This window comes from Nocardioides szechwanensis (assembly GCF_900103935.1).
Taxonomy (GTDB): domain Bacteria; phylum Actinomycetota; class Actinomycetes; order Propionibacteriales; family Nocardioidaceae; genus Nocardioides; species Nocardioides szechwanensis.
The window spans coordinates 350269-372873 of sequence record NZ_FNIC01000001.1; the positions used below are offsets into that span (position 1 = coordinate 350269).

General features: G+C 72.7%; 17 protein-coding genes. 14 read left to right on the top strand and 3 right to left on the bottom strand.

Annotated features, from left to right (window positions below; translation table 11 throughout):
• Nucleotides 1-16: 16 nt before the first annotated feature.
• From BLR90_RS01750 to BLR90_RS01765, 4 genes are all read left to right on the top strand, one after another.
• Nucleotides 17-3772 (top strand): DNA polymerase III subunit alpha, encoded by a 3756-nt coding sequence (locus BLR90_RS01750; protein ID WP_091021990.1) that lies wholly within the window; start codon nucleotides 17-19, stop codon nucleotides 3770-3772.
• A gap of 28 nt (nucleotides 3773-3800) precedes the next feature.
• Nucleotides 3801-4511 carry a methyltransferase domain-containing protein gene (locus tag BLR90_RS01755; protein ID WP_091021992.1) on the top strand — a complete coding sequence of 237 codons (711 nt, stop codon included), beginning with the start codon at nucleotides 3801-3803 and terminating at the stop codon, nucleotides 4509-4511.
• Between the two features lie 141 nt (nucleotides 4512-4652).
• A complete protein-coding gene (gene dinB, locus BLR90_RS01760; protein ID WP_245715104.1) occupies nucleotides 4653-5846 on the top strand; it encodes a DNA polymerase IV in 1194 nt (397 codons plus the stop codon).
• A gap of 116 nt (nucleotides 5847-5962) precedes the next feature.
• A complete protein-coding gene (locus tag BLR90_RS01765; protein WP_091021994.1) occupies nucleotides 5963-6403 on the top strand; it encodes a DUF3040 domain-containing protein in 441 nt (146 codons plus the stop codon).
• Nucleotides 6404-6524: 121 nt separating this feature from the next.
• Here BLR90_RS01765 and BLR90_RS01770 read toward each other — a convergent pair whose 3' ends face one another.
• The 3 genes from BLR90_RS01770 to BLR90_RS01780 are packed head-to-tail and all read right to left on the bottom strand — an operon-like array spanning nucleotide 6525 to nucleotide 11222.
• The gene (locus BLR90_RS01770; protein ID WP_143016074.1) at nucleotides 6525-8909 is read right to left on the bottom strand and encodes a transglutaminase TgpA family protein; all 2385 of its coding nucleotides are present in this window, start codon (nucleotides 8907-8909) and stop codon (nucleotides 6525-6527) included.
• Nucleotides 8906-10192: a DUF58 domain-containing protein gene (locus BLR90_RS01775; protein WP_091021997.1), complete on the bottom strand. Its 1287-nt coding sequence runs from the start codon at nucleotides 10190-10192 to the stop codon at nucleotides 8906-8908. The genes BLR90_RS01770 and BLR90_RS01775 overlap by 4 nt, the downstream gene beginning before the upstream one ends.
• Entirely contained in the window at nucleotides 10185-11222 is a 1038-nt protein-coding gene (locus BLR90_RS01780) for an AAA family ATPase (protein ID WP_091021998.1), read from the bottom strand. The genes BLR90_RS01775 and BLR90_RS01780 overlap by 8 nt, the downstream gene beginning before the upstream one ends.
• A gap of 381 nt (nucleotides 11223-11603) precedes the next feature.
• On the opposite strand from BLR90_RS01780, the gene mraZ reads away from it, so the two are divergent.
• From mraZ to ftsW, 10 genes are all read left to right on the top strand, one after another.
• Nucleotides 11604-12029 carry a division/cell wall cluster transcriptional repressor MraZ gene (gene mraZ / locus BLR90_RS01785; RefSeq protein WP_091022000.1) on the top strand — a complete coding sequence of 142 codons (426 nt, stop codon included), beginning with the start codon at nucleotides 11604-11606 and terminating at the stop codon, nucleotides 12027-12029.
• 205 nt (nucleotides 12030-12234) lie between these two features.
• Nucleotides 12235-12381, top strand: coding sequence for a hypothetical protein (locus BLR90_RS20835; protein WP_170254216.1), 147 nt, complete (start codon nucleotides 12235-12237; stop codon nucleotides 12379-12381).
• Entirely contained in the window at nucleotides 12381-13358 is a 978-nt protein-coding gene (rsmH, locus tag BLR90_RS01790) for a 16S rRNA (cytosine(1402)-N(4))-methyltransferase RsmH (RefSeq protein WP_091022002.1), read from the top strand. The genes BLR90_RS20835 and rsmH overlap by 1 nt, the downstream gene beginning before the upstream one ends.
• Nucleotides 13359-13988: a cell division protein FtsL gene (gene ftsL, locus BLR90_RS01795; RefSeq protein WP_091022004.1), complete on the top strand. Its 630-nt coding sequence runs from the start codon at nucleotides 13359-13361 to the stop codon at nucleotides 13986-13988.
• A 26-nt stretch (nucleotides 13989-14014) separates the two neighbouring features.
• On the top strand, nucleotides 14015-15883 hold the full coding sequence (locus tag BLR90_RS01800) for a peptidoglycan D,D-transpeptidase FtsI family protein (protein ID WP_245715105.1): 1869 nt from the start codon (nucleotides 14015-14017) through the stop codon (nucleotides 15881-15883).
• Nucleotides 15884-15900: 17 nt separating this feature from the next.
• Nucleotides 15901-17412 carry a UDP-N-acetylmuramoyl-L-alanyl-D-glutamate--2,6-diaminopimelate ligase gene (locus BLR90_RS01805; protein ID WP_245715106.1) on the top strand — a complete coding sequence of 504 codons (1512 nt, stop codon included), beginning with the start codon at nucleotides 15901-15903 and terminating at the stop codon, nucleotides 17410-17412.
• Nucleotides 17409-18788, top strand: a complete 1380-nt coding sequence (locus tag BLR90_RS01810; protein WP_091022010.1) for a UDP-N-acetylmuramoyl-tripeptide--D-alanyl-D-alanine ligase — start codon at nucleotides 17409-17411, stop codon at nucleotides 18786-18788. The genes BLR90_RS01805 and BLR90_RS01810 overlap by 4 nt, the downstream gene beginning before the upstream one ends.
• The gene (gene mraY / locus BLR90_RS01815; protein WP_091022011.1) at nucleotides 18785-19855 is read left to right on the top strand and encodes a phospho-N-acetylmuramoyl-pentapeptide-transferase; all 1071 of its coding nucleotides are present in this window, start codon (nucleotides 18785-18787) and stop codon (nucleotides 19853-19855) included. The genes BLR90_RS01810 and mraY overlap by 4 nt, the downstream gene beginning before the upstream one ends.
• A complete protein-coding gene (gene murD / locus BLR90_RS01820) occupies nucleotides 19837-21333 on the top strand; it encodes a UDP-N-acetylmuramoyl-L-alanine--D-glutamate ligase (protein ID WP_091022013.1) in 1497 nt (498 codons plus the stop codon). Before mraY ends, murD begins: the two co-directional genes overlap by 19 nt.
• A gap of 18 nt (nucleotides 21334-21351) precedes the next feature.
• Nucleotides 21352-22593, top strand: coding sequence for a putative lipid II flippase FtsW (gene ftsW, locus BLR90_RS01825; RefSeq protein ID WP_091022014.1), 1242 nt, complete (start codon nucleotides 21352-21354; stop codon nucleotides 22591-22593).
• Nucleotides 22594-22605 lie beyond the last annotated feature (12 nt).

The window sequence follows — 22605 nt, forward strand, 5'->3', positions numbered from 1 at the left end:
CTGACCAGGAGTGCCCGTGCCCGACCCCTTCGTCCATCTGCAGGTGGCCTCCGGCTACTCCCTGCAGTACGGCGCTTCCCACCCGCACGTGCTCGTCGAGCGCGCCGCGGAGCAGGAGATGGACACCCTCGCGCTCACCGACCGCGACGGCACCTACGGCGCGGTGAAGTTCGCCAAGGCCTGCCTCCAGGCCGGCATCCGGCCGGTGCTGGGGGTGAGCCTGGCCTACCGCTTCAGCGACCCGGGCTCGACCCGGGCGAAGACGCCCGCCCGCGGCGGCGCGTTCCGTGACCTGCCGGCCGAGCGCGGCGGGCTGCCCCGGGCGACGTTCCTCGCGAGCGCCGACACCCACGGCGGCCGGGCCGGGTGGGCGGCGGTGTGTCGGCTGGTCTCGGCGACCCACCTCGCGGGCGAGCGGGGCGACCCGGTGCTCGACCTCGACCAGCTGCCCGACCAGGTGCTCGAGGCCCTGGGCGGCGGCGACCTGACGGTGCTGCTCGGCCCGGCCTCCGCGGTCGGGGTCGCGGCCGCCCGCCGGCGCGACGACCTGGCGCTGGCCGCCCTCGAGCCGTGGCGCGAGCTGGTGCCGCGCTCCCACCTCGTCGTCGAGCTGGTCTCCCACCGGCTCCCCGGCGGGGGGTCGGGCGCGGGATGGGGCCCCGGCACCACGCCCCACGCCGCCCGGATGGCCGGGGTCGCCCGGCGGGCCGGGCTGACCGCGGTGCTCAGCAACGCCGTGCGCTACGCCGACCGCCGCGACGCGGTGACCGTCGACGTGCTCGACGCCGCGCGCCGCCTGGTCGCCCTCGACCTGCGCCACCTCGACCGCCGCAACGCCGAGGGCTTCCTCAAGTCCGGCAAGCAGATGCACGAGATCGCCGAGGAGATCTGCCGGGCCGGCGGCCTCGGCGAGCGCGACGCCACCCGGCTGCTGGCCGACACCCGCAAGGTCGCCGACCGGTGCGCCCTCGACCCCCGCGCCGACCTCGGCCTCGGCGAGGTCCACTTCCCCGAGTTCGAGGTGACCCGTCGCAAACTTTGCGACGGGTCGGCGGACGACGAGCTCCGGAGGCGCTGCGAGGGCGCGATCGGCGACCGCTACGGCTCGGCCCCGCGCCAGGTCATCTGGAAGCGCCTCGACGACGAGCTGGAGACGATCCGCGGCCTCGGCTACGCGTCGTACTTCCTCACCGTCGGCGACGTCACCGACCTGATCCGCGAGATGCGGGTGCGCTGCGCGGCGCGCGGGTCGGGCGCGGGCAGCCTGGTCAACTACCTGCTCGGCGTCTCCGGGGTCGACCCGATCCGCCACAAGCTGCTGATGGAGCGCTTCCTCTCCCCGCTGCGGGGAGCGCTGCCCGACATCGACGTCGACGTGGAGTCGGCGCGCCGGCTCGAGGTCTACGAGGCGATCCTCGACAAGTACGGCGGCGAGCGCTGTGTCTGCGTCTCGATGATGGACACCTACCGGGTCCGCCACGCCGTGCGCGACGTCGGCGCCGCGCTCGGGCTGCCGCCGGGCGAGATCGACGCGATCGCCAAGGCGTTCCCGCACATCCGGGCCCGCGACGCCCGGGTCGCGCTGCGCGAGCTGCCGGAGCTGCGGGCCAGCGGGCTGACCGACGACAGCCTCGACCTGATGTTCCAGCTCGTCGAGCGGCTCGACGGGCTGCCCCGCCACATCGCCATGCACCCCTGCGGGGTGCTGCTCTCCGACGCCACCCTGCTCGACCGCACCCCGGTGGAGGCGAGCTACGCCGGGTTCCCGATGAGCCAGTTCGACAAGGACGACGTCGAGGACCTCGGCCTGCTCAAGCTCGACGTCCTCGGCATCCGGATGCAGTCCTCGATGGCCCATGCGGTCGCCGAGATCGAGCGCGTCGACGGGGTGCGCGTCGACCTCGACGACCAGGCGCAGGTGCCCTTCGACGACCCGACGACCTACCGGATGATCAGCAGCGCCAAGACCCTCGGCGTCTTCCAGATCGAGTCGCCCGGCCAGCGTGAGCTGGTCGGCAAGTCCGGCATCGAGAGCTTCGGCGACATCATCACCGACATCTCGCTGTTCCGCCCCGGGCCGGTCAAGAGCGACATGATCACGCCCTACCTCGAGGCCAAGCACGGCTGGAAGGAGCCGGTCTACCTCCACCCCGACCTGCGCCCGATCCTGGAGGACACCCAGGGCGTGGTGGTCTTCCACGAGCAGGTGATCGAGATGATCGCGCAGCTCGCCGGCATCAGTTACGCCGAGGCCGACGAGAAGCGGCGCGCCCTCGGTGACGTCGAGGGGATGGCCGAGACCAAGGTGTGGTTCTTCCCGCGCGCGCTGGGCCGGGGCTACCCGCTCTCGCTGGTCGAGCAGCTGTGGAAGGTGATCGAGGCGTTCGCGTCGTTCGGCTTCTGCAAGGCCCACGCCGCGGCGTTCGCGCTGCCCACCTTCCAGTCGGCGTGGCTCAAGGCCCACTGGCCGGCCCACTTCCTCTCCGGCGTGCTCACCCACGACCCCGGCATGTACCCCAAGCGGCTGATCCTCGAGGAGGTCCGCCAGCTCGGCATCGAGGTGCTCGGCCTCGACGTCAACGCCTCCGAGAAGGACTACGTCGTCGAGCGGGTGGCCGACGGCTACGGCATCCGCCTGTCGCTGTCCGAGGTCAAGGGCATCAACGCCGCCGAGGTCGAGCGCGTCGCCACCTCGCGGCCCTACCAGTCGCTCACCGACTTCTGGCACCGCGCGCGGGTCTCGCGCCCGATCGTGGAGCGGCTGGTGCTCGCCGGCGGCTTCGACGCCGTCTACGGCATCGGCTCCGGCCGCGACGGGGTCCGGCCGCGCGGCCGGGTCACCCGCCGTGACCTGTTGCTCCAGGTGGCCCAGCTCGACCGGCACGGCCGGGCGGTCGAGAAGGCGTCACGCGGTCGCGGGCTGTCCGCGAGGCGACCCACGTCGGTCTCGACGGCGCGCGCCGACGACGCGGCGGTGCGCAACAGCAGCGACCCGCTGGCCCGCGCCCAGGTCGCGCCGCTCGAGCGGCACCCGCTGCCGCAGGGGGTCTGGGCCCGGGCCGCGGCCCAGAGCCGGGCCACCGCGGCGCCCCCGCCGGTGACGTCCGTGCAGCTCACCCTCGACCTCGGTGACGGCCCCCGCGAGGGCGAGGTGTCCGGGCTGCCCGAGATGACCGCCGCGGAGTCGATGGCCGCCGAGCTCGAGATCCTCGGCCTCGACGTGAGCCGCCACGTCGTCGACGACTACGCCCGCTTCCTCGACGCGCTCGGGGTCACCCGCAGCAAGGACCTGCTCGCCCGCCGCAGCCGCTCCGAGCTGCTGGTCGCCGGGGTCAAGGTCGCCACCCAGACCCCGCCGATCCGCTCGGGCCGCCGGGTCATCTTCCTGACCCTCGACGACTCCACCGGCCCGGTCGACGCCACGTTCTTCGAGGACGCCCAGGGTCCCTACGCCGCCACGGTCTTCCACTCCTGGCTGCTGGTCGTGCGCGGCGAGCTGCGCCGTACCGGCCACCGCGGCGTCTCCCTGCGCGCCACCGGCGCCTGGGAGCTGCCCCTGCTCCACGCGCTCTGGCAGCGCGAGGGCCTCGACGCCGTACGCCGCCACCTCGCCGCGGTGCCCGAAGGTTTCGCCGCGCCCGAGCAGCGCCGGGTGCTGGTGCACAGCAGCGGCTTCCAGATGTCTCCCTACTCCGACATCAAGCCGGCCGGCGAGGACGGCAAGTCCGTCGCCCGCAAGCTCTGGCACCGCTCCCCGGGGAGCGCGGGATGACGGCGGCGCAGCCACTAGGGTTGGTGGCATGTCAGCCAGCGAGCGCAGGGGCGCCACCCGGACCGCTGTGGTGTGGGACGTCCTGCGCCCGATCCTGGGGGCCGGGTCGCGCGACGTGCTCGACATCGGCGGCGGCACCGGCGGGTTCGCGGTCAAGGTCGCCGAGCTCGGCCACCGGGTCACCGTCGTCGACCCCAGCCCCGACGCCCTCGCCGCGCTCGCCCGGCGGGCCCGCGAGATCGGGGTCGAGGTCGCCGGCCAGCAGGGCGACCTCTCCAGCCTGGTCGAGGTGGTCGGCGCCGGCAGCGCCGACGTCGTCCTGTGCCACGGCGTGCTCGAGGTCGTCGACGACCCCGCCGCCGCCCTGGCCACGATCCGCGAGGTGCTCCGGCCCGGCGGCACCCTCAGCCTGCTCGTGGCCCAGCGCCACGCCGCCGTCCTCGCCCGGGCCATGGCCGGCCACTTCCAGCAGGCGCTGGCCCTCCTCGACCCGGCCAACCCGCCCCCCGGCCGCTCCGGCCACCGGTTCACCGCCGACGAGACCGCCGGTCTCCTCACCGGCGCCGGCTTCGAGATCGCCTCGGTCCACGGCATCCGCGTCTTCGCCGACCTGGTCCCCGGCTCGCTGCTCGACCTCGAGCCCGGTGCCACCGCGGCCCTCGTCGAGCTCGAGCGCGCCGTCGCCGACCGGCCCGAGTACCTCCCGCTCGCCACGCAGCTCCACCTCATCGCGACCTGAGCCCGCAGGGCTCTGGTCGCGAAGGAGCCGAGTCGGCGGAAACTGTCGGAGGAGCGGAGCGGGGGAGACTGTTTGCGCCGTCTCGGCGAGGTGCCCACGGCCCGCCAGTCGACGGCGGACCCCGACCACCGGGGGTTTGTCTTGAACACGACCACTCCGATCCTCCACGTCGACATGGACGCGTTCTACGCCTCGGTCGCCACCCGGGAACGCCCCGACCTGCGCGACGTACCCGTCATCGTCGGCGGCGCCTACCGCGGGGTGGTGCTGTCGGCCAACTACCTCGCCCGCCAGTACGGCGTGCGCTCGGCGATGACCGCCACCCGGGCCCGCCGGCTGTGCCCCCATGCCGTGGTGATCGCGCCCGACTACGACACGTTCGGCACGGTGTCGACGGCGGTCATGGAGACCTTCCGCCGGGTGACCCCGCTGGTGGAGGCGCTGTCGCTCGACGAGGCGTTCCTCGACGTGCGCGGCTCGATGCGCCGGCTCGGCTCGCCGCTGCAGATCGCCGAGCACCTGCGCGCCACCATCCACGACGAGCAGGGGATCACCTGCTCGGTCGGGGTGGCCGCGTCGGTGTCGGTCGCCAAGCTGGCCAGCAAGCGGGCCAAGCCCGACGGCGTGGTCGTCGTACCCCCCGACGAGGTCACCTCCTTCCTCCACCCGCTCGACGTCGGCGAGCTCTACGGCGTGGGGGAGAAGACCCAGGCGATGCTCCACCGGCTCGGGCTGGTCCGGGTCGGCGACGTCGCCCACACGCCGCTGCGCACCCTCCAGCGCGCGGTCGGCGACGCCCTCGGGCGCCAGCTGCACGACCTGTCCTGGGGCACCGACCGGCGCGAGATCGTGGCCCGCACCGCCACGGCCTTCGGGCTGGGTGGCGGCGACCCCGACAAGTCCATGGGTGCCCAGGAGACCTTCGGTCGTGACACCGACGACCGGGCCGTGATCCTGCGCGAGCTGCTCCGGCTGACCGCCAAGGTGACCGGGCGGATGCGCACCGCCGGCGTCGCCGGGCGCACCGTCGCGATCACCGTGCGCTTCGCCGACTTCACCACGATCACCCGCTCGCGCACCCTGCCGGAGGCGACCGACGTGACCCAGGAGGTCTACCGCGCCGCGACCGCCCTCTACGACGGCCTCGGGCTCCAGCGGGCCAGGATCCGGCTGGTCGGCGTCCGGGTCGAGGGCCTGCTGCCGCGCGCCCGGGTCCACCGACAGCTGGTGCTGGGGGAGCGCGAGCACGGATGGGCCGAGGCCGACCGGGCCGTCGACCGGGCCACTCGCAGGTTCGGCTCGGCGGCGGTCCGGCCGGCCAGCCTGATCGACTAGCCTGCTCGACAGCAGGACCGGTCTCGGTTCGGTACGAATTTTCTGATCGCGCCTACCGCGATGAGGAACGCCTGCCTAGACTTGACCTCACACGATCGAGGGACGGAGGGATTTCGGTGCCACTCTCGGAAGAGGAGCTTCGACTGCTCGAGCAGATGGAGCGCGCCCTCGTCGAGGAGGACCCCAAGTTCGCCTCCACCTTGAGGGGTACGTCGCTGCGCCGTTCCGCCCGTCGCCGGGCCGCACTCGCAGGCGCCGTCTTCGTCGTCGGCATCGTCGTCCTGATGACCGGTGTCATCAGTCAGTACTACCTCGTCGGCATCGTCGGCTTCGTCATCATGCTGGTCTCCGCCACCGTCTCCCTGACCGCCATCCGCGGCCAGGCCGCGGTCGCCGCCGACCCCCGCGCCACCTCGCACCCCTCCGGTTTCTCCGTGATCGACGGCGGCCGCAGCGGCCGCGTCCGTCGCCAGCGTGTCCACCACAACGGCACGTTCATGGAGCGCCTCGAGGAGCGGTGGCGCCGCCGCCGCGACCAGAACGGCGGCGGCTACTAACCGTTCGGACCTTCGTTGGTCGAGCCGGGCGAGCGTCAGCGAGCCCGTGTCGAGACCCGGTGAGGTGACTGTTCCGTCGGGTGCTGTGGCCCGGGCCTCAGTCCCAGAGGAGACAGTCGACCTAGCCGCCGACGTGCTCGACCACGCCGCCACCGATCGGCTCCGCCCGGGTGGCCGCCGCAGTCCGCCGGCGTGAGTCGCGGTGCAGCACGGAGCGCGGCCACCATCGCGCCGTCCGGCGCACGCGGGGGGACGCGCCGAGCTCCATGGCCTCGAGGACGCGCACCATCTCCTCGGCAGGTACGTCGTCCCCGCCGGCGTGACGCGCGTAGCGCATCCGCTCGAGCCGGAGCACGAGGCGATCCAGTGCCTCGACCGCCTCGGGAGCCTGTTCGGGGCCACGGACCGGCCGCTCCAGGCCGTCGTCGTGGCCGCCCAGCTGCTGCACCAGCCAGTCGCGGGTCTGTCGCGGCGACCGGGAGCGGGGCCAGGCCAGCCGCAGGTCGACCGCGGTCGCGCGCAGCTCGGCCCAGGCCCCCTCGGCCCCGCCGGCCAGCCGGTGCTCGCGCAGCCGCCGGCGCCAGGCGCCCGGCGTCAGTGCCACCGCGGCCAGCACCAGCAGGCCAGCGAGCACGCCGAGCACCCGCAGCCACGGGAACGTCGGGCCGTTGCCACCGGCGGTGGCGGCGAGCTCGTCGTCCTCGGCCGGAGCCGACGCGCTGGGCTCCTCCGACGTACGGTCGGGCAGGTCGTCGCTGGCGGTGGCGGAGGGGTCGATGGTCGGGTCGACGACGTCGGGCACGTCCTCGGTGGTGTAGCCGGGGGCCACGGCGCCTTCCCGGTCGGCGGGCGTGGGCTCGAAGAGCACCCAGCCGAAGCCGGAGAAGTAGAGCTCGGTCCAGGCGTGCAGGTCGTGGGCGCTGTACTCCCACGTGTCGGCGCCGACCCGGTCGGGCTCGAGGAAGCCGACGGCGACCCGGGCCGGGATGTCGATCACCCGCGCCATCACCGCCATCGCCGCGGCGAACTGCTCGCAGTAGCCGACCCTGCCCTGGTTGGGGTCGAGGAACTGCTCCAGCTCGTCGACGCCGTTGCCGTTGGGCGCCTCCTCGAGGTCGTACTCGAAGCCGCCCACCTCCCGGAACCACAGCTGCAGCGCCTGCGCCTTCTCGAACGGGGTCGCGGCGTCCTCGGTGACGCTCTCGGCGAGGTTGCGCACGATGGGCGGCAGGTCCTCGGGCAGCGAGAGGTAGTCGAGCGTCTCGTCGGTCACGGCGGAGGGGGCCTGCGCCAGCTGCGCGGCGTCGAGGTCGAGCTCGACGGAGGTCATGGCGTAGTCGAGGCCGGCGGTCGTCAGGTCGTCCTCGCTGGAGATGAAGTCCATGGTGCGGGGGTCGAAGCGCCAGTCGCCGTCGGCGACGATCTGGGAGATCGGGGCCTGGGTGGGCAGCCAGGTCGACTCGAAGTTCTCGTTGATGCTGACGGTGTAGTCGTGGGTCTGGCGGGTCAGGCTCGGCGCCACGCCGTCGAGGGCAGGCATCGCGCCGTTGGGCAGGTTGGCGGTCGGTACGTCGCGGTCGCCGGAGCTCCACTCGTTGTCGGAGAAGCGGGTGAGCACCGAGATCCGCAGGTGGTCCGGGTCGGGGTCGTCGGTCTGGACCCGGATCAGCGGCACGTCCGGGCCGCGGCGCAGGTCGCGGCGCAGGTCGGCCATCGGGTTCTCGATCTTGATCTCCCCGTCACCGCCAGGTCCGTTGCCGAGGTCGAACACGCTGAGGTCGAGCGTCGGGATCGCCAGGGGTACGACGATCGCGAGGGCGGTGGCCACTCCGCCGATGGTCCCCGCGCTGGTCTTGATCGCGCCCGTGCGCACGCCGAAGGAGTCGTCGCCGTCGACCACCTGGCCGAGCGGACGGCCCCAGCGACCGATCTGCTCGTTCTCGTGCAGGAACAGCATCGCCAGGAACCCACCGGCGGTGAGGGCGAACACCCACCACGAGATGCTCCCGTCGAGGACGCTCACCGGCACGCTGTAGACCGTGAGCAGGGGGAGCCCGGCCAGTGGCACCCGGCGCAGGGTGCAGGCGAGCAGGTCGACGAGGAGCAGGCAGCCCAGGCCACCGGCCACCAGCAGCGGGTGGATGCCGGCCGCGGTGTCGGGCACCGGCGCCTGGTACTGCTGCGCACTGTCGACCGCGTCGGAGAAGGCGGCCTGCATCTCCACCCAGGCGGGGCCGATCGGTAGCGGCGAACCGGTGAGCATCGCGCAGGCGAGCATCCCCGAGACGAGCACCTGGAGCAGGAGCACGACGACCCCGGGCAGCCGCCACCAGCGGGCCAGGGCGCCCGTGACGGCGACGGTGCCGCCGAGCACGAGCAGGGAGCCGAGGTAGATCGACGAGGTCTCGCCGAAGCCCCGCCACGAGAACGTCGCGGCCCACGTCGTGCCGGCCGCCACGAGGGCGATCAGCAGGGCACCGGCCAGGCTGCCGCGGGAGCGCTTCATCGGGTCACCGCGATCCCCGGTGGTGCGGTGCCGGCGTTGGCCCGCGAGGCCTGGCTCGAGCTGCGCCCGAGGTCCTGCCACACCGCGTCCAGCCGGTCGCGTGGGCCGAGCGGGACGGACCGCCAGCCCTGCTGCGCCAGCACCGGGGTGGCGCCGCCGTTGCCGCCACCCGAGGTGGACCAGGCGTCGACGTCGAGGGCGATCGCCATCGCCGAGCTGGTGTGGTGCTGCATGCGCCGTAGGACCGGGACGTCCATGGCCTCGATGCTGCCGAGCACCGCCACCGTCAGCCCGCCGTGCGACTGCTCGCCCAGCCAGCTGGTGTCGATCCGGGCGGTCCCCAGGGCCTGGACGACGGCCAGTGCCTCGAGCAGTGGTGCGGTGTTGAGGTCGGACTCGCGCTGGTGCCAGGCGTTGGCGGGGTCTTCGCCGGACGCCGTGACCAGGCGTACGGCGAACCCGCGCTGGCTGAGGTGGACCGCGACCGACGCGGCCACCGAGACGGCCGCCTCCAGCGACGAGGCGATGCCCTGGCCGCGGTGGGCGCGCTGGCGGTTGTCGAGGAAGAGGGTGGCGCGCGACTGCCACGGCTGCTCCTCGCGGCGGACCATCAGCTCACCCAGCCGGGCCGAGCTGCGCCAGTGGACGCGCCGCAGGTCGTCGCCGCGGCGGTACTCGCGCACGGTGACGTCCTCGGCCGATCCGGAGGCGAACGCCCGCGGCCGGTTGTCGCCCGAGCCGGTCCAGCCACCGCCGAGGGGGATCGAGGGCAGCGGCACGGTGCGCGGGGTGACGGTGAGCGGGACCGTCGCGCGGAAGGAGCGGCCGAGCTCGACCAGGCCGAACGGGTCGCTCACCCGCACGGACATGGGGCCGATGTCGAAGTGGCCGCGTACGTCGGAGCGGACCTGGTAGGTGACGTGGCGCCGCCACCCGTGGCCGATGCCCTCGAGCACGAAGCGGGGGCGGGTCCCGAGGACGTAGGGGACCTGGTCCTCGAGCAGCAGCACCCCGCTGGGGGTGCGGCCCTCGTTGGTCAGGCCCAGGCTCACCCGCGCCGGCTGGCCGGCCGCGACCAGCTGCGGGGTGACCGTGCGCACGAGTGCGAGCCGGTAGCGGCTGCGGCCGATGAACGCGGCGGTGACGAGGGGGAGCGCCAGGACCAGCACCCCGACCCGGGTGAGCGCCGGCTGTCCGAGCAGCACCGCGCACACGATCGCGGTGACTCCGGCCGCGATGAAGGACCGTCCGCGGACGGTCAGACCGGAGAGTGCCTCACGCACGGTGCAGCGGGTCGGCCTGCGGGCCGGCCTGCGGGTCGGGGACGGGCACGGCGGCCACGATCGCGTCGAGGATGGCGGTGGTCGAGCGACCGCTCATGGCGGCCTCGACGCTCGGCAGCAGCCGGTGCGCGAGCACCGGTCGGGCGAGGTTGCGTACGTCGTCGGGCAGCACGTAGTCGCGCCCGTGGATCGCGGCGAAGGCCTTGGCCGCGCGCACGAGGTGGAGCGTCGCGCGCGGGGAGGCACCCAGCGTGAGCTCGTCGGTGCGGCGGGTGGCCCCGGTGAGCGCGACGGCGTAGCGCTGCACCGCGGTGGAGACGTAGACCTGGCCGACGATCGCGCAGAGCTTGCGGATCTCGGCGGCGTCGGTGACCGCCTCGAGGTCGTCGAGAGGGTTGGACTCGGCGCGCGAGTCGAGCATCGCGATCTCGGCGGCCTCGACGGGGTAGCCGATCGACACCCGGGCCATGAAGCGGTCGCGCTGGGCCTCGGGGAGGGCGTAGGTGCCCTCCATCTCGATGGGGTTCTGGGTCGCGATCACCATGAACGGCGTCTCGAGGTAGTAGGTCGCGTTGTCGACGGTGACCTGCCGCTCCTCCATGCACTCCAGCAGCGCCGACTGTGTCTTGGGGGAGGCCCGGTTGATCTCGTCGCCCACCACGATGTTGGCGAAGATGCCGCCCGGGCGGAACTCGAACTCCCGCGTGCTCTGGTTGAAGATCGAGACGCCGGTGACGTCGGAGGGCAGCAGGTCCGGGGTGAACTGGATGCGCCGCACGGAGCAGTCGATGCTGCGAGCCAGCGCCTTGCTCAGCATCGTCTTGCCGACGCCGGGCACGTCCTCGATCAGGAGGTGACCCTCCGCGAGCAGCACCACGAGCGCCGACGACACGACGTCGGGCTTGCCCTCGATCACGCGCTCGATGTTGTGCCGGACCCGGGTGACCACGCGGGCGAGGGTCTCCAGGTCGGCACCTGCTCCGGTCGTCGGCGCGGTGCCGGTGTCCGGCGCGGTCGTCGATGCCTCCACGTGCGGTCCTTCCCGATCGTCGGAGCCTCCAGGCTGCGGACTTCACCCTAGATCGCCGCAGCAACTTACGCGCCTGGGTACTCGTCCCTCTGACTCGCGTGGTCACGGTTTGGTTGCGCTTCGAGCCACACCAGCCTGCTGCGCGCGCCTGCTCGAGCCGTCGCACGACGGGCCGCAGCTCGCCGCACAGCACTCGCGCCGCCGGCGACGACGTACTTCGCGGGGATTCCGACACCCGCACCCCCGGGGCGCCACGCCCCGGCGACCGCCCGGGAAACACGGCGAATGTGGTTGACGGTGGAGGAAAGTGGGGTAATGTGGAGCGAAGTGGAGGAAGCGACCAGTGTGGTGGGTCTCGGTGGCTGACGAAGGAGGTGCTCCATGCGGTTCATGGGCACCTTCACGCCGAAGCTCGACGAGAAAGGTCGGCTCTTCCTCCCCGCGAAGTTCCGGGACCGGCTGGCTGAGGGGGTTGTCGTGACGCAAGGTCAGGAGAACTGCCTGGTCGTCTGGCCCCCGGAGGTCTTCGACCGTGAGGCCGACCGCGCCGCGGAGCGACCTATGACCAGCAAGGCAGCACGTGGCTACAACCGCATGTTCTTCTCCGGCGGCGACGAGGTCACACCCGACAAGCAGGGCCGCATCGGCATCCCCGCGCCCCTGCGCGAGTACGCCGCCCTCGAGCGCGACGTCGTCGTGATCGGTGTGCGGGACCGGCTCGAGATCTGGAACCCCACCAAGTGGCGGGAGTACCAGGAGGCCGAGGTCGTCAAGTTCGCCGACCTCGACGAGAGCGACGACGAGTAGCACCCAACTTCACACGGATCCGCAGGACGAGGTCTCTGGCCCGCTTCCTGTACTCGCCGAGTTCTGGGCACCTTCCCCGGCACCAGAAACCGGCACTTCCCTCGGGAAGCGGGCAGGGACCTGGTCCTGCGGATCACCAGCACCGAGCACCAGCACCACACCGAGCACTTAACCGAGCAAGCGCTTCTCGAGCGGGGTCGAACCGATGATCGTCACACCACTGGCACCGGATGCACCGGTCAGGCGGGTCCGCCACCAGGCACGTGACGCCGTCGCGCTGATGACGTTCTCCGCGGTCACCTCAGTCGGCTTCGCGACGGCCTTCCTGCTGCTCGCCCACCTGGGCCGCTGATGTCCTCGCCCTCACACCTCCCGGTGCTGCTCGACCGGGTGGTGGCTCTCCTCGCCCCCGCACTCGACCACGAAGGTGCCGTCCTGGTGGACGCCACGCTCGGTCTGGGCGGGCACAGCGAGGCGGTCCTGCAGCGCTGCGAGCTGGCCCGCGTCGTCGGCATCGACCGCGACCCGGCGGCGCTCGAGCTCGCGGGCCGCCGGCTGGCGGCGTACGGCGACCGCTTCACCGCCGTGCACGCGGTGTACGACGAGATCCCCGACGTGCTGGCCGGCCTCGGCCTGACGGCGGTCGACGGGGTCTTCTTCGACCTCGGCGTCTCCTCCATGCAGCTCGACGTGCGCGAGCGCGGCTTCGCCTACTCCGTCGACGCACCCCTCGACATGCGGATGGACGACACCACCGGCCCGACCGCGGCCGACGTGCTCAACACCTACTCCGCCGCCGAGCTGACCCGGGTGCTGCGCGACTACGGCGAGGAGAAGTTCGCACGCAAGATCGCCGGAGCCGTCGTCCGTCAGCGCGAGACCGAGCCGTTCACCACCTCGGCCCGGCTGGTCGAGCTGCTCTACGCCGAGATCCCGGCGCCGGCCCGCCGGACCGGGGGACACCCCGCCAAGCGCACCTTCCAGGCGCTGCGGATGGAGGTCAACGACGAGCTGGCGGTGCTGCGCCGCGCGATCCCCGCCGCGATCGACTCGGTCGCCGTCGGCGGCCGGGTCGTCGTCGAGTCCTACCAGTCGCTGGAGGACCGCCTGGTCAAGCAGGCGTTCACCGCGGTGACCCGGTCCCTGGTCCCCGAGGACCTGCCGTTCGTGCCCGAGGGCCACGAGCCGGCCCTGCGCCTGGTGACCCGCGGTGCCGAGAAGGCCGACGCCGACGAGATCGCCACCAACCCCCGCGCCGCCTCCGTCCGGCTCCGCGCCGTCGAACGACTTCGCCCCACCCGCAGCACCTCCGGCAAAGGAGCCGCATAGATGAGCAGCAGCGCACCCGCCTCGGTCCGCACCCGACTGTCCCTCCAGGGGCGTGGCCTCGCCGAGGCCGCCGTCGAGCGGGCGCGGCTGACCGTCGTACCCCGTCGGCGCACGCGCGCCCCCAAGGTCCCGTTCGTGACGCTGGTCAGCCTGCTGCTGCTGGCCGGCGTGGTCGGGCTCCTGCTCTTCAACACCTCGATGCAGCAGGCGTCGTTCACGACGACCGCGCTCGAGGAGCAGGCCACCAACCTGGCCGCCCGCGAGCAGGCGCTGGAGAACGAGCTCGACGAGCTGCGCGACCCCCAGCGGCTCGCGGAGGTGGCGCAGAAGAAGTTCAACATGGTGCCCGCCGCGGCCCCCGTCTTCCTCCACCTCGGCACCGGCAAGACGGAAGGTGAGGGCGGCGCGCCCGGCGCTCCGCTCGACCTGGCTCCGGACCGGCCCGAGCGTCCCGGCGTCCTGGACCCTGCACCGATCATCACCACGGTGGAGTCGACCACCACCACCACGAACGGCGCCGGCAACGGGCGTGGCAACGGGCGTGGCAACGGGCGTGGCGACGGCGAAGGCGCCGGCGCGACGGGTAGAACTGACCAGCAGCAGTCCCAGCGGCAGCAGCGCCAGCGCTGATGGCGCGACCGACCAGGAGTAGCCCGGTGAGCCGACCCCGACCCCCGCGCCTGCGCCGACGTTCGCGCCTGCGTGGCTCCTCGGAGTTCCGGATGCGCTCCGGGTTCGTCCTGATCGCGATCGTGCTCTCCTTCTTCGCCGCCCGACTCGTCCAGCTCCAGGGGCTCGACCCCGAGCAGTACGCCGAGATGGCGGCCGCCGAGGGCTCCGTCACCGTCCTGCTCCCGGCCGAGCGCGGCGACATCCTCGACCGCAACGGCGAGCCGCTGGCCGACTCCGCCGACGGCCTGATGGTCGTGGCCGACCCGACGATGACCGCGGCCAAGGCGCCCGAGGTCGCGAAGTTCCTCGCCGGCCGGCTCGGTGTCGACTACTTCCGCACCCTCGAACGCCTCCGCGTGGAGGACAGCCGCTTCCAGTACATCGCCCGCCAGGTGCCGGCCCGGATCGCCAACGAGGTGCTGTCCGACGCCCGTGAGCTCGCGGCCGACGCCACCGAGGACGCCGAGCAGGCCAAGCAGGACGGCGACGAGGAGGCCCGCGACGAGTTCGAAGCCGTCGCCGACGCCTACGGCGGCCTGGCCACTCGGCGCGACCCGGTGCGCTTCTACCCGGCCCGAGACGTGGCCGCCAACCTGGTCGGCTTCCTCGGCACGCCCAACCCCGACGGCAGCGCCAAGCCCTCGGCCGGCTTCGAGGCGACCTTCAACACCCACCTCGCCGGCACCGACGGCGAGGCCCGCTACCAGGTCGGCGCCGGCAACAAGCTCCCGCTCGGCGACAACACCGTCGTCGGGGCGGTCGACGGCCAGGACCTGACCACCACCATCGACCGAGACCTCCAGTGGTTCACCCAGCGGGTGCTCCGCCAGACCGTGCGGCAGGCCGGCGGCGACTCCGGCGTCGCCGTGGTCATGGACTCGCGCACCGGCGACGTGCTCGCCCTCGCCGACGACCCGACGTACGACGCGTCGCGTCCGCTGGACTACGACAAGGACGACTACAAGTCCCGGGCGATGACCGACGTCTACGAGCCCGGCTCGGTGCAGAAGGTGCTGACCCTCAGCGCGCTGATCGACGCCGGCAAGGTGACCGCGCGCACCAAGCTCCGGGTGCCCGGCTCGCTCGACCGCCAGGACCGGTCGATCGGCGACTGGTTCGACCACGGGCTGATCAGGCTCACCCTCGCCGGCGTGCTCGCCAAGTCCTCCAACATCGGCACCGTGCTCGCAGCCGACAAGTTCGAGGACGGCCAGCTGCGCGACTACCTCACCCGCTTCGGTCTCGGCCAGCGCACCAACATCGGCGTCGGCGGCGAGACCGCCGGCCTGCTGCCGGACCCGAGCATGTGGACCAGCCAGACCCAGGACCGGATCGCCTTCGGCCAGTCGGTGTCGGTCAACGCGGTGCAGATGGCGGCTGCGGTCAACACCATCGCCAACGGCGGCGTCCGGGTCGACCCCAGCCTGATCCTGGGCTCGGCGGTCACCGAGGACGGTGACGAGGTCGGGACCGACGTCGCCACCACCCGCCGCGTGGTCAGCGCTGAGGCCGCGCGCCAGACCGCGCTGATGATGGAGCGGGTGATCGACCCCGAGATCGCCATCGCCCCGGGGGCCGCTGTCCCCGGCTACCGTGTGGCCGGCAAGACCGGCACCGCCCAGCGCGCCGGCCTGGGGGGCTACGACGGGACGTTCACGGTCTCCTTCGCGGGCTTCGCGCCCGCTGACGACCCGCGCTTCACGATCTACGTCGTGGTCCAGAACCCCCGCAACGGCGGCGGCGGTGGCTCGGTCGCCGGGCCGGCGTTCTCGAAGCTGATGGGCTACGCGCTGCGCCGCTACGCGGTGCCCCCCACGGGCACCCCGGCGTCGCGGCTGCCCGTCGAGTGGTGATGGGACATGATCGTCCGGTGTCCACCCGACCCGAGCACCCACTGGTCGTGCCCCTTGCCGACGTCGTCGACTGGCTGAGCACGACCTTCGGCTCGGTCGACGTCGTGGGCGACCCCGACGGGGTGGCGGTCACGGGCGTCTCCCTGAGCTCGCAGCGGATCCTCCCGGGTGACCTGTACGCCGCCCTGCCCGGCGCGCGCACCCACGGCATCGCCTTCGCGGCGGCCTCGGTCGAGGCCGGGGCGGTCGCCGTGCTGACGGACCCCGCCGGCGCCGAGGCGGCCGCGACCGACGTACCGCTCCTCGTGGTGGAGCGACCCCGCGAGGTCCTGGGGCGGTTGGCCGCCCATGTCTACGGAGAGCCCGCCGGCGCGCTGCGGATGATCGGCGTGACCGGCACCCAGGGCAAGACCACGACCACCCGCCTCGCGGAGGACGGCCTCGAGCGAGCGGGCGTCAAGGCGGCGGTGATCGGCACGGTCGGCACCCGGGTCGACGGGGAGGACATCAAGACCTCCCTGACCACGCCCGAGGCGCCCGACCTGCACGGCCTGTTCGCGATGATGCGCGAGCGCGGCGTCACCGCCTGCGCCATGGAGGTGTCGAGCCACGCCCTGGTGCTCGGGCGGGTCGACGGGGTGGTCTTCGACGTCGCCGTGTTCCTCAACCTCGGGCGCGACCACCTCGACTTCCACGGCACCGTCGACGACTACTACGCCGCCAAGGCCTCGCTGTTCACCCCGGAGCGCTGCCGGCTCGCGCTGGTCAACGTCGACGACGAGCACGGGCGCCGGCTCGCCCGGGAGGCCACGGTCCCGGTGCGCACGATGTCGGCCGCCGGTGCCGACGCCGACTGGCGCGCCGTCCACGTGGTGCTGCGTGCCGACGGCTCGTCCTTCACGGTGCGCGGCCCCGACGGGCTGAGCGTCCCGGCCGGCTGCCCGGTCCCCGGCGACTTCAACGTGGCCAACACCCTGGCCGCGATCGCGGCCTGCGGCGAGGCCGGGCTCGACCCCGCCGCGGTGGCCACCGGCATCGCCCGCGGGACCGGCGTCCCGGGCCGCTTCGAGCAGGTCGACGCCGGCCAGGACTTCGTGGTCGTCGTCGACTACGCCCACAAGCCCGACGCCGTCGAGGCCGCGCTGCGCACGCTGCGCCCGCTGACCTCCGGCCAGGTGATCGTGGTGCTCGGCGCCGGCGGCGACCGCGACCCCGGCAAGCGGCCGATCATGGCCGGCATCGCCGCCCGCCTGGCCGACGTGCTGATCGTCACCGACGACAACCCGCGCACCGAGAACCCCGCCGCGATCCGGGCCGCCATGCTGGCCGGCGTCGAGCCCGGCGGTGCCGAGGTCGTCGAGCAGGGCGACCGGCGCGCGGCGATCCACGAGGCGGTGCGGCGAGCGCGTCCGGGTGACATCGTCTTGGTCGCCGGCAAGGGACACGAGACCGGCCAGGAGATCCACGACGTGGTGCACCCCTTCGACGACCGCGTGGTCGTCCGCCAGGCCCTGGCGGCTGGCCGATGATCGCGATGACGCTCGCCGAGGTGGCGACGGTCGTCGGTGGCGTGGTCCACGGCGACCCCGCGCTCACCGTGACCGGACCGGCGTACGTCGACAACCGGGTGCCGGTGCCCGACGGTCTGTTCGTGGCGGTGGTGGGGGAGCGGGTCGACGGGCACGACTTCGCCGGCGGCGCCCACGCGGTGCTGGGGAGCCGTCCTACCGAGGCGCCCACAGTGGTCGTCGCCGACCCCGTGGCCGCTCTGGCCCGCCTGGCCCGCCACGTCGTCGACACCCTCGGCATCCCGGTCCTCGCCCTGACCGGGTCGCAGGGCAAGACCGGCACCAAGGACTACCTCGCGCACGTCCTTGCCGCCGCCGGCCCCACCGTCGCCACGACGGCCAACAACAACAACGAGATCGGGGTGCCGCTGACGGTCCTCCGCGCCGACGCCGGCACCCACTACCTGGTGGTCGAGATGGGCGCCCGGGGGATCGGCCACATCGCCTACCTGTGCGACATCGCGCCACCCACCGTGGCCGCCGTGATCAACGTCGGCACCGCCCACATCGGCGAGTTCGGCAGCCGCGAGGCGATCGCGGCCGCCAAGGGCGAGATCGTCGAAGCGCTGCCCGAGACCGGCGTGGCCGTGCTCAACGCCGACGACGACCTCACCGCAGCCATGGCCGGGCGCACCCGCGCGCGGACCCTCACGTTCGGCGGCTCCGGCGGGTCTGGGGAGGTGAGCTGGCGGGGCGTCACGCTCGACGAGCTCGGTCGCCCCGGCTTCGAGCTGGGGTACGCCGGCGAGTGGCTGCCGGTCACGCTGACCCAGACCGGCGCCCACCAGGTCGCCAACGCTGCCGCCGCGGCCGCGATGGCCCTCGCGGTCGGCCGGCCGCTGGCGGAGGTGACCGCCTCGCTCGGCTCCGCGCAGGCGACCTCACGGTCGCGGATGGAGCTCCACACCCGCGCCGACGGGCTGCTGGTGGTCAACGACGCCTACAACGCCAACCCGGCGTCCATGCGCGCGGCTCTCGACGCCCTGCGCGCCCTCGGTACGCACCGCACCGGGCGCACGATCGCCGTCCTCGGAGAGATGAAGGAGCTCGGCGACGGAGCCGTCGCTGCGCACCGGGAGGTGGGTGAGGCGGCCGCCGCCGCGGGCGTCGACGTGGTGGTCGTGGTCGGGCCCGCCGCCTCAGGCATCGCAGACGGCGTGCGTTCAGGCGGCGCCGGGCACTGCGAGCTGGTCGTCTCGGCGGGGCGGGACGCCGCCCTGCGGTGGGTGCGCGACAATGCCGTGGCCGATGACGTCGTACTCGTCAAGGCATCCAACGGAGCCGCCCTCGAGTGGCTCGCCCAGCAGCTCCTGGAAGGAGGGTCCACGACACCATGAGAGCGATCCTCCTCGGCGGCGGCCTGGCCCTGCTCATGTCCCTGCTCGGCACCCGCGTCGCCATCACCTACTTCACCCGCTGGGGCTACGGCCAGGAGATCCGCGACGACGGCCCCACCAGCCACCACACCAAGCGGGGCACGCCCACGATGGGCGGGGTGGTGATCATCCTGTCCAGCGTCATCGCCTATTTCGCGGCCAAGCTGATCACGATGAGCCCGCCCTCGGCCTCGGCCCTGCTGCTGCTCTTCCTGTTCGTCGGCATGGCCCTGGTCGGGTTCCTCGACGACTACATCAAGATTTCGCGCCAGCGCAGTCTCGGGCTGCGCAGCAAGGCCAAGATGGCCGGGCAGACCGTGATCGCGGTGGTCTTCGGCGTGCTGTCGCTCTCGCCGTGGCTGGAGGACGGCAACGGGCGGACCCCCGCCTCGGAGAAGGTCTCGTTCCTGCGGGAGATCGAGTGGCTGGCGCTGCCGATGGTGCTGGCCATCGTGCTGATCTGGCTGATCGTGATCGGCACCAGCAACGGGGTCAACCTCACCGACGGCCTCGACGGTCTGGCCACCGGCGCGAGCGTGATGACGTTCGGCGCCTACATGCTGGTCAACATCTGGCAGAGCAACCAGTCCTGCGAGTTCGACCCGAGCGGCCAGTGCTACAACGTCCGAGACCCGCTCGACCTCGCCGTCATCGCGGCGGCGATCACCGGCGCCTGCTTCGGCTTTCTGTGGTGGAACGCCGCGCCCGCGGCCATCTTCATGGGCGACACCGGCTCGCTCGCGCTCGGCAGCGCCCTGGCCGGCTTCGCGATCCTGACCCGCACCGAACTGCTGCTCGTGATCATCGGCGGCATGTTCGTGCTCGAGACCGCGTCGGTGATGCTGCAGGTCGGCTTCTTCAAGCTCAGCAAGGGTCGGCGGATCTTCCGGATGGCCCCGCTCCACCACCACTTCGAGATGCTGGGCTGGGAGCAGGTGACGGTGGTGATCCGGTTCTGGATCATCACCGGCCTGTTCGTCGCCACCGGTCTCGGTGTGTTCTACGCAGAATGGGTAGCCCGACTTTGACCGACCCGACTTCGCTCGGACGGCACGACTCCTGGCAGGGCGTCCGCGCGGTCGTCGCCGGCTTCGGTGTCTCCGGCTTCGCCGCCGCCGACAACCTGACTCACCTCGGCGCGAGCGTCACGGCGCTGGCCGAGGGGGCACGCAACGCCGACGAGCTCGAGAAGGCCGAGCTGCTCGAGATCCTCGGAGCCCGGGTGCTGCTCCACGAGGGCGCCACCGCCACCCTGCCCGACGACGTCGACCTGCTCGTCGTCTCACCCGGCTTCCGTCCCGACTCGCCGCTGGTCGTGCAGGCCCACGACCGCGGCGTGCCCGTGTGGGGCGAGGTGGAGCTGGCCTGGCGGCTGCGCGACCCGGCCCACGACACCCCGTGGCTGTGCGTCACGGGCACCAACGGCAAGACCACGACCGTGCAGATGCTCGACTCGATCCTGCGTGCCGCCGGGCTGCGCAGCCGCGCGGTCGGCAACGTCGGGACCCCGATCGTCGAGGCGGTCATGGACCCCGAGCCCTACGACGTGTTCGCGGTCGAGCTGTCCAGCTTCCAGCTGCACTACACCGACTCCATGAGCCCGCAGGCCTCCGCGGTGCTCAACATCGCCGAGGATCACCTCGACTGGTACGACGGTCCGTCGGCGATGGCCGACTACACCGCCGACAAGGGCCGCATCTACGAGCGCACCCAGCTGGCGTGCGTCTACAACGTCGCCGACCCCGCGACCGAGGAGCTCGTGCGCGAGGCCGACGTCGTCGAAGGCGCGCGCGCCATCGGCTTCACGCTCGGCACGCCCTCGGTGGGGATGGTGGGTCTGGTCGAGGACGTCCTGGCCGACCGGGCGTTCCTCGAGCAGCGCGACAGCAGCGCCGCCGAGCTGTGCACGCTCGACGACCTGGCCTCGAAGGCGCCGCACTTCGTGGCCAACGCCCTGGCCGCGGCGGCCCTCGCCCGCGCCCACGGCGTCAGCCAGGCCGCGGTCCGCGACGGGCTGCGCGCCTTCCGCCCCGACGGCCACCGGATCGCGTTCGTCGCCGAGCACGACGATGTCGCCTGGGTCGACGACTCCAAGGCCACCAACCCGCACGCCGCCCGGTCCTCGCTCCAGGCCTACGAGTCGGTGGTCTGGGTCGCCGGCGGGCTGGCCAAGGGCGCCCACTTCGACGAGCTCGTCCAGGCCGTGCGCGACCGGCTCCGCGGCGTCGTGCTCATCGGCCGGGACCGGCAGGTGATCGCCGAGGCGCTTTCGCGACACGCACCAGATGTGCGGGTGATCGCTGTCGACGGCGGCGAGACTGACACGCAGGACGGTGGACAGGCCCTGATGAGGCGTGTCGTGGACGCGGCGGCCGGTCTGGCCGGAGCCGGGGACACGGTGCTCCTGGCACCGGGATGCGCCTCGATGGACCAGTTCACCAGCTATGCGGCACGAGGCGACGCCTTCGCCGCGGCAGTCCGGGACCGGCTCGACGACCTGCGGTAGCCACGAAGGGGGCGCGACATGACCACCGCGAACCCCGAAGGCACCCGCTCGAGACTGCGTGTCCCACGCGCTGCCCGTCTGGGCGGCTGGAGCGCCGCCGTGCGCGACGCGCTCGCGCGACCGCTGACGTCGTACTACCTGCTCGTGGGCGCGGCCGGGCTGCTGCTCACGATCGGGCTGATCATGGTGCTCAGCTCGTCGAGCGTCTTCTCGTTCCGTGCGACCGGCGACTCGTTCACGATCGTGCGCCGCCAGCTGATGTGGGTGGTCTTGGGCGTCCCCTGCGCCTACGTCGCCAGCCGGCTGCCGCACCGCTGGATCCGCCGGCTGGCCTACCCCGGCTTCTCGATCTCGCTGGTCCTGCTGCTGATGACCGCGTTCATGGGCGTCGAGCGCAACGGCAACACCAACTGGCTGGCGCTCGGCCCGCTGGTCATCCAGCCCTCCGAGATCGCCAAGCTCTCCCTCGTCATCTGGGCCGCCCACATCTACGCCAACAAGGAGCGCCGTCTCGGCAGCTTCCACCAGATCGTCGTACCCGTCGTGCCGGGCATGCTGCTGGCCACCGGCCTGGTCATCTTCGGCCGCGACCTCGGCACCGCGCTGATCCTGTTCGCGATCCTGCTCGGGATGCTCTGGGTGGTCGGCGCCCCGGCCCGTTTCTTCGTGATGTCGACCATGATCGTCGGGGTCGCCGTCTTCGCGATGGCCACCACCAACCGCGAGCGTTTCGAGCGGATCACCACCTTCATCGACCCGTTCCAGGACTTCCACGGCACCGGCTGGCAGCCCGCCCACGGCCTCTACGCGCTCTCCAGCGGAGGCACGTTCGGGCAGGGCATCGGCGCCAGCCAGCAGAAGTGGGGCGACCTGCCCGAGGCCCACACCGACTTCATCTTCGCCGTCCTCGGCGAGGAGCTCGGCCTGGTCGGCACGCTGCTCGTCGTCGCGCTCTTCCTGACCATGGCCTACGCCGCCCTGCGCGTCGCCCGCGAGACCGCCGACCCGTTCGTGCGCTACTGCTCCTTCGGCATCGTGGTGTGGCTGATCGGCCAGATGATCGTCAACGTCGGCATGGTGCTGGCCCTGCTGCCGGTCATCGGCATCCCGCTGCCGCTCGTGTCCTACGGCGGCTCGAGCCTGCTGCCGACGCTGGTCGCGGTCGGTCTGCTGGTCGGTTTCGCGCGCCGCGAGCCCGAGGCGGCGCGAGCGCTGGCGCAGCGGAAGAAGGTCCGGTCGGCCGGGCTCGCGGCACGATGAGATCATCTCTCT

What these genes read in the sequence shown, in the direction of transcription:
- BLR90_RS01755 (WP_091021992.1), top strand. Translation starts at nt 3,801, where the DNA reads ATGTCAGCCAGCGAGCGCAGGGGCGCCACCCGGACCGCTGTGGTGTGG.
- BLR90_RS01770 (WP_143016074.1), bottom strand. Translation starts at nt 8,909, where the DNA reads ATGAAGCGCTCCCGCGGCAGCCTGGCCGGTGCCCTGCTGATCGCCCTC.
- mraZ (WP_091022000.1), top strand. Translation starts at nt 11,604, where the DNA reads ATGCGGTTCATGGGCACCTTCACGCCGAAGCTCGACGAGAAAGGTCGG.
- BLR90_RS20835 (WP_170254216.1), top strand. Translation starts at nt 12,235, where the DNA reads ATGATCGTCACACCACTGGCACCGGATGCACCGGTCAGGCGGGTCCGC.
- rsmH (WP_091022002.1), top strand. Translation starts at nt 12,381, where the DNA reads ATGTCCTCGCCCTCACACCTCCCGGTGCTGCTCGACCGGGTGGTGGCT.
- ftsL (WP_091022004.1), top strand. Translation starts at nt 13,359, where the DNA reads ATGAGCAGCAGCGCACCCGCCTCGGTCCGCACCCGACTGTCCCTCCAG.
- BLR90_RS01810 (WP_091022010.1), top strand. Translation starts at nt 17,409, where the DNA reads ATGATCGCGATGACGCTCGCCGAGGTGGCGACGGTCGTCGGTGGCGTG.
- mraY (WP_091022011.1), top strand. Translation starts at nt 18,785, where the DNA reads ATGAGAGCGATCCTCCTCGGCGGCGGCCTGGCCCTGCTCATGTCCCTG.
- murD (WP_091022013.1), top strand. Translation starts at nt 19,837, where the DNA reads ATGGGTAGCCCGACTTTGACCGACCCGACTTCGCTCGGACGGCACGAC.
- ftsW (WP_091022014.1), top strand. Translation starts at nt 21,352, where the DNA reads ATGACCACCGCGAACCCCGAAGGCACCCGCTCGAGACTGCGTGTCCCA.